General features: G+C 64.8%; 8 protein-coding genes. 4 read left to right on the top strand and 4 right to left on the bottom strand.

The window, feature by feature from the left end; translation table 11 throughout:
- Positions 1 to 252 precede the first annotated feature (252 nt).
- Positions 253 to 390 (bottom strand): methionine/alanine import family NSS transporter small subunit, encoded by a 138-nt coding sequence (locus ACLQ7E_RS05995; RefSeq protein ID WP_411731660.1) that lies wholly within the window; start codon positions 388 to 390, stop codon positions 253 to 255.
- A complete protein-coding gene (locus tag ACLQ7E_RS05990) occupies positions 387 to 1,964 on the bottom strand; it encodes a sodium-dependent transporter (protein WP_411731659.1) in 1,578 nt (525 codons plus the stop codon). Before ACLQ7E_RS05990 ends, ACLQ7E_RS05995 begins: the two co-directional genes overlap by 4 nt.
- A gap of 112 nt (positions 1,965 to 2,076) precedes the next feature.
- Between ACLQ7E_RS05990 and ACLQ7E_RS05985 the strand changes: the two genes are divergently transcribed.
- From ACLQ7E_RS05985 to ACLQ7E_RS05975, 3 genes are read left to right on the top strand one after another with little or no spacing between them, the layout of a single operon-like run.
- The gene (locus ACLQ7E_RS05985; RefSeq protein WP_411731658.1) at positions 2,077 to 3,480 is read left to right on the top strand and encodes a PucR family transcriptional regulator; all 1,404 of its coding nucleotides are present in this window, start codon (positions 2,077 to 2,079) and stop codon (positions 3,478 to 3,480) included.
- Positions 3,481 to 3,506: 26 nt separating this feature from the next.
- A complete protein-coding gene (locus ACLQ7E_RS05980; protein WP_411731657.1) occupies positions 3,507 to 3,941 on the top strand; it encodes a hypothetical protein in 435 nt (144 codons plus the stop codon).
- 9 nt (positions 3,942 to 3,950) lie between these two features.
- Positions 3,951 to 4,466 carry an HIT family protein gene (locus tag ACLQ7E_RS05975; protein ID WP_411731656.1) on the top strand — a complete coding sequence of 172 codons (516 nt, stop codon included), beginning with the start codon at positions 3,951 to 3,953 and terminating at the stop codon, positions 4,464 to 4,466.
- Positions 4,467 to 4,484: 18 nt separating this feature from the next.
- On the opposite strand, the gene ACLQ7E_RS05970 is transcribed toward ACLQ7E_RS05975, so the two are convergent.
- Positions 4,485 to 5,582, bottom strand: a complete 1,098-nt coding sequence (locus tag ACLQ7E_RS05970) for a polyprenyl synthetase family protein (protein ID WP_411731655.1) — start codon at positions 5,580 to 5,582, stop codon at positions 4,485 to 4,487.
- A gap of 184 nt (positions 5,583 to 5,766) precedes the next feature.
- Entirely contained in the window at positions 5,767 to 6,465 is a 699-nt protein-coding gene (locus tag ACLQ7E_RS05965; protein ID WP_411731654.1) for a demethylmenaquinone methyltransferase, read from the bottom strand.
- Positions 6,466 to 6,583: 118 nt separating this feature from the next.
- Here ACLQ7E_RS05965 and ACLQ7E_RS05960 point away from each other — a divergent pair, with 118 nt between their 5' ends.
- Positions 6,584 to 7,921 carry an isochorismate synthase MenF gene (locus ACLQ7E_RS05960; RefSeq protein ID WP_411731653.1) on the top strand — a complete coding sequence of 446 codons (1,338 nt, stop codon included), beginning with the start codon at positions 6,584 to 6,586 and terminating at the stop codon, positions 7,919 to 7,921.
- Positions 7,922 to 8,027 lie beyond the last annotated feature (106 nt).

Raw genomic sequence — 8,027 nt, 5'->3', positions numbered from 1 at the left:
CGCGGCGGCCCGGCCACCGGGGCGCACTATGGAACCCGGTGTCTTGGTGGTATCTACTTCCCAGTAGCCTATGCCGCGCGCCACTGCGTCCGCCAGTGAAATCGGCACAGTCGGAATCCCGGATTCCAGTGCAAATGCACAGGCGTGTTGGGTCTGGTCCTTAAGCACGATCGGTCCGTTGCGGCCGCAGGAATCACCTGCCGCCGCAACGGACCGATCAATGGGTTGACGTGTGGCTACACGCCGGTGGGCCTAGAGTTCCGGCGCGATGGTCTCGGGCAGGTGCCCCTCATCTTCCGGGTGCCGGACCAAGTTGACCAGGGCGAGGCCAAGCCCGCCCCAGACGGTCACGATGGCGATGACCATCATGACGATTGCGATGGGTGTCATCGTGTTTCCTCCGCTTCATCTGCGGCCACCATGGCCGCGTATTCGGGGTCGTTCAATTTGGAATTGGAGCTCCACGGAATCAGCGTGAGCAGCAGCGCGCCAATCACCAGCGCACCTGCCATCCCCCAGCCAAACACGCCAACAAACCAAACGGGGTAACCCTCATAGGTCTCGGCGATCTTGGAAGAGAACTCGTTGTACAGGATGTAGCCCAACACCAGCGGGGCCACCACGGAGACCAAGGCAATCCAGGTCGTGCGCATGCGCACCGAGGACACCTTGTTGAGGTGGTCCGAGAGCATCGGCAGCTTGCGCAGGAACCAGGCGATGAGGATGACGGCGACCAAGGCGCCGGCGAGGATGCCGAAGCTGTTGACGAATGCATCGAAGGTGTCCAACAGGTACAGGCCGGTAGCCGTCGGGAAGAGCAACAGCGACACGAAGGCCACCGGTACGCTCACCACCAACGAGGCCTTAATGCGCGACCAGCCGAGCTTGTCCTGAACTGCGGCGACGATGACCTCAAGGATGGAGATCAGCGACGTGACCCCGGCGAAGACCAGGGAGCCGAAGAACAGCACGCCCATCAATGCTCCGAAGGGTGCCGCGGAAACGATCGTCGGGAAGGCGATGAAGGCCAGGCCGATGCCCGGCACCGCCACGTCTCCCACGGCCGTGCCGGCGTTGTGCGCCATGAAGCCCAGGGCTGCGAAGACGCCGATGCCGGCGAGGATCTCGAAGCCGGAGTTGGCGAAACCGACAACCATGCCCGAACCTGTCAGGTCGGTCTTGCGCTTGAGGTAGGAGGAGTAGGTGACCATGATGCCGAAGGCCACGGACAGCGAGAAGAAGATGTGGCCGTAGGCTGCAGCCCACACGCCCGGGTCTCCCAAGGCCTCCCAGTTCGGGGTGAAGAACGCGTTTAGTCCATCAACGGCACCGGGAAGGAACACCGACTGGACAACAAGAATGATGAACATGACCACCAGCAGAGGCAGGAACACCGCGTTGGCCCGCGAAATGCCCTTGTTCACGCCGGCGACCATGATGCCGATCACGACAACCCAGGTGACCATCAGTGGCCAGAAGACGCCCGGGACAAAGTTGAAGCCGACGTTTACGGACTCGGAGACCTGAAGGAAGTCGCCGGTGAAGAAGGCTCCGGGATCCCCGCCCCAGGCCTTGGTCACCGAGAACCAGGTGTACATGGCGGACCAGGCGATAATGACCGCGTAGTAGATGGCGATGATGAAGCAGACGAGCACCTGCCACCAGCCCAGGACCTCGGCACTGCGGTGCAGGCGCCGGTAGGCCAATGGTGCGGAGCCGCGGAACTTGTGCCCGATCGCGTAGTCGAGGAAGAGCAGCGGGATGCCGGCACTCAGCAGTGCCACGAGGTACGGGACCAGGAAGGCGCCGCCACCGTTCTCGTAGGCGATGTATGGGAAGCGCCAAATGTTCCCCAGGCCGACGGCGGAGCCGATGGCGGAGAGAATGAAGAGTTTGCGCGAGGAGAAGGTTTCTCGACTTGCCAGAGCGGGTTTTCCGCTCTGGGCAGAAGATGGAGTGGTCATGCACCAACGTTAACCCACATGTGAGCCGGACTATAGACAATCGCGCGATACTTCCGCCGCTGCACAGGCAACCAATCGTGCGGATGCACAAAAAGTTACATAAGATTAGTGCATGGCCATCACCCTGCTGAAACTTCTTGAGTCCCGGAGCCTCGGACTCAAGCCCCACACCGACTTCTCCGGCGTGGGACACACACCCATCGAATGGGCGGCCGTCACCGAGCTGCGCGACCCCTCCCCCTTCCTCACCACCGGCGCCATCGTACTCACCACGGGACTTCGACAAACCACGATCGCCAACCAGGAGGCCTTCGTCCGGACTGTGCATGCTGCCGGCGTCCTGGCACTGGGCTACGGCACCGGCCTGAGCCACCGCAGCGTGCCGGCCGCCGTGATCCGCGAGGCCGCCGAGCTGGGCCTGCCGGTCTTCGAGGTTCCCTACGAAACCCCCTTCATGGCCATCACCAAGCTCATTGCCGACGCCTTGAACGCAGACCACCTGCAACGGCTAGAGCAGCTGCTCAAGGGACACCAGCAACTCGCCTCCACGCTGCTCACCGGCGGGCTGCGCGCCATGCTGACCGATCTCTCGCGGATGTTGGGCACTGCGGTCGCGCTGACCCAGTTCGCCGCCCGGATCCACGGTCCGGAGCTGGGCGAAGATAAATGGCACGCGGTGTCTATCGCCAGTGGCCTGCGAGACAAGTGCACCCTCTACCTGGCCGAACCCTACGGCCACGACGGACTGGTGGACTACGCCCAGGGACTGATCGGGCTGGAACTTGCCAACCAGGCACGACTGCGCGAATCCAGGCGGCTTGTCGCCGGACAGGCATTCTCCGATCTGCTGGCAGGCACGCTCACCGGCTCGGAGGCCAACGCCCGGCTGCAGGGAATCGGGATCGATCCAGACCAGCCGCACTCGGTGGTGCTGGTGGCCGCCACGGGGCAGGAAAAGGCCTTGCGCACGCTGCCCATTCCGCCGCAATTCGAGCACGCCGTCTCGGCCATCGTCGAGGACCGGCTGGCGCTGGTGGTGGCGCGCAATGACGGTGCCGGGCTGGCCGATGCCCTCGACGGTTACCTACAGGGTGCGGGCATCGTTGCCCGGGTCGGCTTCGGCGGCGGCTACACCCAACCCAACGGGCTGCGCTGGAGCTTCTTCGAGGCCATCGAGGCGCTGCGCCACGGCGAACGCATCAACACCCCCTCCAAGCTCTCGCTGACCTCGCTGCTGCTCGCCGCCCGCGACGTGCCGCTGCATGCCCTGGCGCAGGAGGCACTGGAGCCGTTGCAGGCCTTTGACAGGAAGCACTCGGCCGAGTTGTTGGGCACATTGCGCAGCTACCTGGAACTCGACGGAAGCGTGGGGGCCGTGGCCGAGGCCCTGGGATTGCACCGGAATACCGTCCGATACCGGCTGCAACAGATCAGCGAGCTCTCCGGCTACGATCCAACGACCACGGCAGACCGGGTGCAATTGTGGCTCGCACTCACGGCCATGGACCTGAACTAGGTACCTGCCCAGATAGGATGGAGGGCATGGCTGATATGTTCCTTGAGAAGTTCCGTTCGCTGGTTCCGCTGTACCTCGAGGACGAGTGGCAAGTCGAGGACGGGCTGACCGAGTCCGAGCTCGATGACGCCCTGTCCCTGGTCCCCTCACCGATCCCGCTGGTGCTGCGCGAGTTCTATCTGGCCCTGGGCGGTTGCGAAGACCTGATGGAGGCCTACCACTACTTCTTCGATCCCGATGAGCTGGAGATCGAGGACGGCTACCTCTTGTTCCTGGAGGACGAAGAGGAAAAGTACGTGTGGGGCATCCGCGTGGACCAGCTCGAGGTCCCGGACCCGATCGTGTACCGCCGCCAGAACGCCCGCGGCATCTGGAAGAGCGAAGAGGGCACCTTCAGCGAATACGTCCTGGACATGTTCAGCTGGGTCTTTGACGAACTTTCCCCCGAGCTGAACAACTAGCTTTCGTTCATGGACGGGTTGTGGAATTCGCACGCTCCGCAAGGCTATCTCTGCCCGTTTTGCGAGCTGCTCGCCGGCGGAGAGCTCTCCCCGGGCAACCTCTGCGTGCCCGGTGACCTGATCTACCGCACCGAATCCGTCGCCGTCATCATGGCGTGCGACGGATTCGGCCCCTACGGCGGACACGCCATGGTCATTCCGGTGGACCACCACGAGGCCCTCTACGACCTGCCCGACGAGGTCGTAGCCCAAATCATGTTCGAAACCAGGCGCATCGCCCTGGCCATGAAGCTGGCATGGAACCCCGAGGGGACCAGCACCCGGCAGCACAACGAGCCGGCGGGAAACCAGCATGTGTGGCACTACCACCAGCATGTCTTCCCGCGCTTCCCGGGCGACAACCTCTACGGGCACCTGCGCCACCGCGTCCCGGTTGAGCTGCGTGCGCAAAAGGCCGCCCAGTTGCGGGCGGCCCTTGGCGAGGGGAACCTTTGGGGAGAGCACCCCGAACGGTTCCGCTTCTAGGCTTCTTCTGCGCTTGCCCTAGAGTTCGCGCGTCACCACGGCATCGGCAAACGCTGCCAGGGATTCCTTGACGGTTCCCTCCGGCAACGGGGCCAGGGCTTCGATGGCGGCATCCGCCCAGTGCCGAGCCACGCCCCAGGCCTGTGTCGTGGCGGGATTTCCCGCAACGGCTTCCACGGCACGGGCCAGGGCGGCGTCCTCGGTCAAATCGCCGTCAACCAACTCCAGCACCGCGGCTGCATCCTTGTCGCCTCCGGCGGCGGCATCGCGCATGAGCAGGATCGGCAGCGTCGGAACACCCTCGCGCAGGTCGGTGCCTGGCGTCTTTCCGGAACGGATCTGCGCGCCGGTGACGTCGATGACGTCGTCCGCCACCTGGAAGGCCACGCCGACCTTCTCGCCGTAGGAACGCAGCACCTCGACGTACTGGCCCACGCCGCCGAAGAGTGCGCCGAAGGCGCCGGAGGTGGCCAGCAGGGATGCCGTCTTGTCGGCAATCACGTTCAGGTGGTGCTCGATCGGGTCATCGCCCTCGCGTGGCCCCACCGACTCGTGGAGCTGGCCCAGGCACAGTCGCTCGAAGGTGCGTGCCTGCATGGACACGGCCTCCGGGCCAAGCTCCGCGCCGATCACCGAGGCGCGGGCGAAGATCAAGTCGCCGGTGAGGATCGCGACGGAGTTGCCCCAGACCTCGTGGGCGGTGGGTGCACCGCGGCGCAGCGGTGCCGAATCCATGACGTCGTCGTGGTAGAGCGTGGCCAGGTGGGTCAGTTCCACGATGGCGGCGGCCTTGATGACGTCCTCCGTCACGCCGTCGCCAAGCAGCGACGTGAGGATCACCAGCAGGGGCCGGATGCGCTTGCCTCCGGCCTCGACGAGGTGGCGGCTCGTGGCATCGATGAGCGGATCGGAGTTGGCGATGGCGTCGCGCAACAGCTTTTCGACCTTGGCCATCCCGGTGGCGATGGCCGGACCGAACTCGGGGTCCTGGGCAATCAGCCCAAAGCCGCCGGGGAGGTTGACGGCCGCAGCCAGGACACCCGTCTCGGGGTTCAAATCAAAGGAGTCGTGCACGCCGTGTCCGGCAGCTGTCCAGTTTGTCTGGGAATCGGTCACTGTTCTAAGACTTACTATCTCTCGACGGTCGGCTCCAGCCGCGGCATGTGGCCGGTTCTGGGTGCTGGTCGGTAGGCACCAGCTGCTCTAGTACATGGACACTCTATCGCCAATCATTGCCCGGGCATCCTATGTGCCGGGATCATGGCAGGTCGGGTGCCCGGCGGCGGCCCGCATCGCGGGACTAGGCCAGGGGTTTGGTGGCCCGGTGAACCGCCACGATGCCCCCGGAGAGGTTGCGGTAGCGGCACGACTCCCAGCCTGCGTCCTCGATCCACGAGGCCAGCCCGTCCTGGGCGGGCCAGGCACGAATGGATTCGGCCAGGTAGACATAGGCGGTGGGGTTCGAAGAGATCTTCTGGGCCACCGACGGAAGCGCACGCATCAGGTACTCGGTGTACACGGTGCGGAACGGTGCGAAGGTCGGGTGCGAGAACTCGGCAATGACCAGGGTCCCGCCCGGCTTGGTCACGCGCAGCATCTCCGTCAGGGCCTTCTTGGGCTCGTTGACGTTGCGCAGACCAAAGCTGATCGTGGAGGCATCGAAGCTGTTGTCGGCGAAGGGGAGGTTGGTGGCGTCCCCTGCCACAAAGTCGATGTCGGGGCGGCGGCGCTTGCCGACCTTGAGCATGCCCTGGGAGAAATCGCACGCAACGACGCCGATGCCGGCATCGGCGTACGGCTCCGAGGAGGTGCCGGTGCCGGCGGCCAGGTCGAGGACCCGCTGGCCGCGCTTGGCGCCCACCGCGTCGACGACGATCTTTCGCCATCGGCGGGTCTGGCCCATGGACAGGATGTCATTCATCACGTCATAACGCGGGGCAACATCATCAAACATGGCTTGGACTTCTTCGGGGCGCTTTTCCAGCGATGCACGGCTCACCGTTTCATTGTCGCAAAGTTCCGCGGCTAGGGGAAAACGTCACTTTGCCGGGCCCCCGGGTGAGCGGCGCCACGTGGCCTCCATGGAGGCTGTTTCCCGGCGGTAAGCTTGGCAGATCATGACTTCCCAACTTTCCGCCGCCTTGGGGGCCCAGGCCCCGGGCATCGTCCCGCACCTGCGTTCGATCACCATCCAGCGACCGGCCATGAGCGAGCACGGCCTGCTCGATTACGTCATCCGCGACGATTCCCTGGTGTGGTCCCGCCGCGGCGAAGGAACCGTCGGTTTTGGGCAGGTCGCACGCTTTGAAGCCACGGGGCCCGAGCGCTTCGCCGAGGCCCGAACCTGGTGGGACGCGGTGGCGGCGGCAGCCGAGGTCGAGGACAACGTGAACCACCCTGGCACGGGGTTGATCGCCTACGGGGCCTTCGCCTTCTCCTTCAGCAGCTCCTACGTCTCCCGGTTGATCGTTCCCAGGATCGTGGTGGGCCGCAACGACGCCTGCAGCTGGATCACGTACACCGTTGCCGATCCCGGGGCCGAGTTGAGCGTGGAATCGGCCGAAGCAGAGCTTGCGGCACTGCTGGAGGACTACTCCCCCGAACATGAACTGGGCGAAGGCATCGACAGGCTCGTGGCCGGCCAGATTTCCGAGGAATCCTACCTGGAATCGGTGCGCAAGGGCGTCTCGGTCATCGAGTCCGGGGCCATCACCAAACTGGTCCTGGCCCGCGACGCCGTCGCCGAGCTCGGCTCGCCGATCGCCGTGGCCCAGCTGCTGCGCCAGCTGGCGCTTCGCTACAGCGATTGCTGGACCTACTCGGTGGACGGGCTCATCGGCGCGACACCGGAAATGCTGGTGCGGGTGCGCGGGGACGTCGCCGAGGCCCGCGTGCTGGCCGGGACCCTGGACCGGGCCACCGCGCCCAGCGGAGACGCAGACTACGCACACCGCATGCTCCTTGAGGACGAGAAGCAGCGCCACGAGCACCAGCTGGCCATCGACTCGTTGACCGAGCAGCTGGGACCGCTGTCCTCGGGGATGGACGCGCCGGACGAGCCATTCGTCCTTCAACTGCCCAACGTCTGGCACCTGGCCTCGGACGTGAAGGCGACATTGGCCACTCGGGCCGACGGTTCGGTGCCGAGCATGCTGGATTTGGCGGAGGTCTTCCATCCCACCGCGGCCGTGTGCGGCACCCCCACCAAGGCGGCCGGCCTGATCCTGCGTGAGCTTGAGGGCATGGACCGCGGACCGTACGCCGGCCCTGTGGGTTGGATCGACACTCGCGGGAACGGCGAATTGGGCATTGCCTTGCGTGGTGGAGTAATTGAATCCCCGACGTCCATTAGGCTCTACGCGGGTTGTGGCATAGTCGCTGCATCGGACCCGGCCGCCGAGCTTGCCGAATCCTGGGCCAAGATGCGTCCCATGCGCGAGGCCTTGGGCATCTAGCCGCTGGCATGCGTTCATACAACAATTGCACAACAGCACTTGTTTACTCATAGAAAAAGAATGTAGCCTGTGAGGCATATCTCATGGGTCTGCGCTTGCGGTTAGA

The organism is Paeniglutamicibacter sp., assembly GCF_046714615.1.
Lineage (GTDB): Bacteria > Actinomycetota > Actinomycetes > Actinomycetales > Micrococcaceae > Paeniglutamicibacter.
The sequence above is the reverse complement of the archived record's forward strand: the minus strand, read 5'-3'. Positions and strand labels throughout refer to the sequence as shown.

Excerpts from the sequence above, each read along its gene's own strand:
- ACLQ7E_RS05980 (WP_411731657.1), top strand. The coding sequence starts at position 3,507 with ATGGCTGATATGTTCCTTGAGAAGTTCCGTTCGCTGGTTCCGCTGTAC.
- ACLQ7E_RS05975 (WP_411731656.1), top strand. The coding sequence starts at position 3,951 with ATGGACGGGTTGTGGAATTCGCACGCTCCGCAAGGCTATCTCTGCCCG.
- ACLQ7E_RS05960 (WP_411731653.1), top strand. The coding sequence starts at position 6,584 with ATGACTTCCCAACTTTCCGCCGCCTTGGGGGCCCAGGCCCCGGGCATC.
- ACLQ7E_RS05990 (WP_411731659.1), bottom strand. The coding sequence starts at position 1,964 with ATGACCACTCCATCTTCTGCCCAGAGCGGAAAACCCGCTCTGGCAAGT.
- ACLQ7E_RS05995 (WP_411731660.1), bottom strand. The coding sequence starts at position 390 with ATGACACCCATCGCAATCGTCATGATGGTCATCGCCATCGTGACCGTC.
- ACLQ7E_RS05985 (WP_411731658.1), top strand. The coding sequence starts at position 2,077 with ATGGCCATCACCCTGCTGAAACTTCTTGAGTCCCGGAGCCTCGGACTC.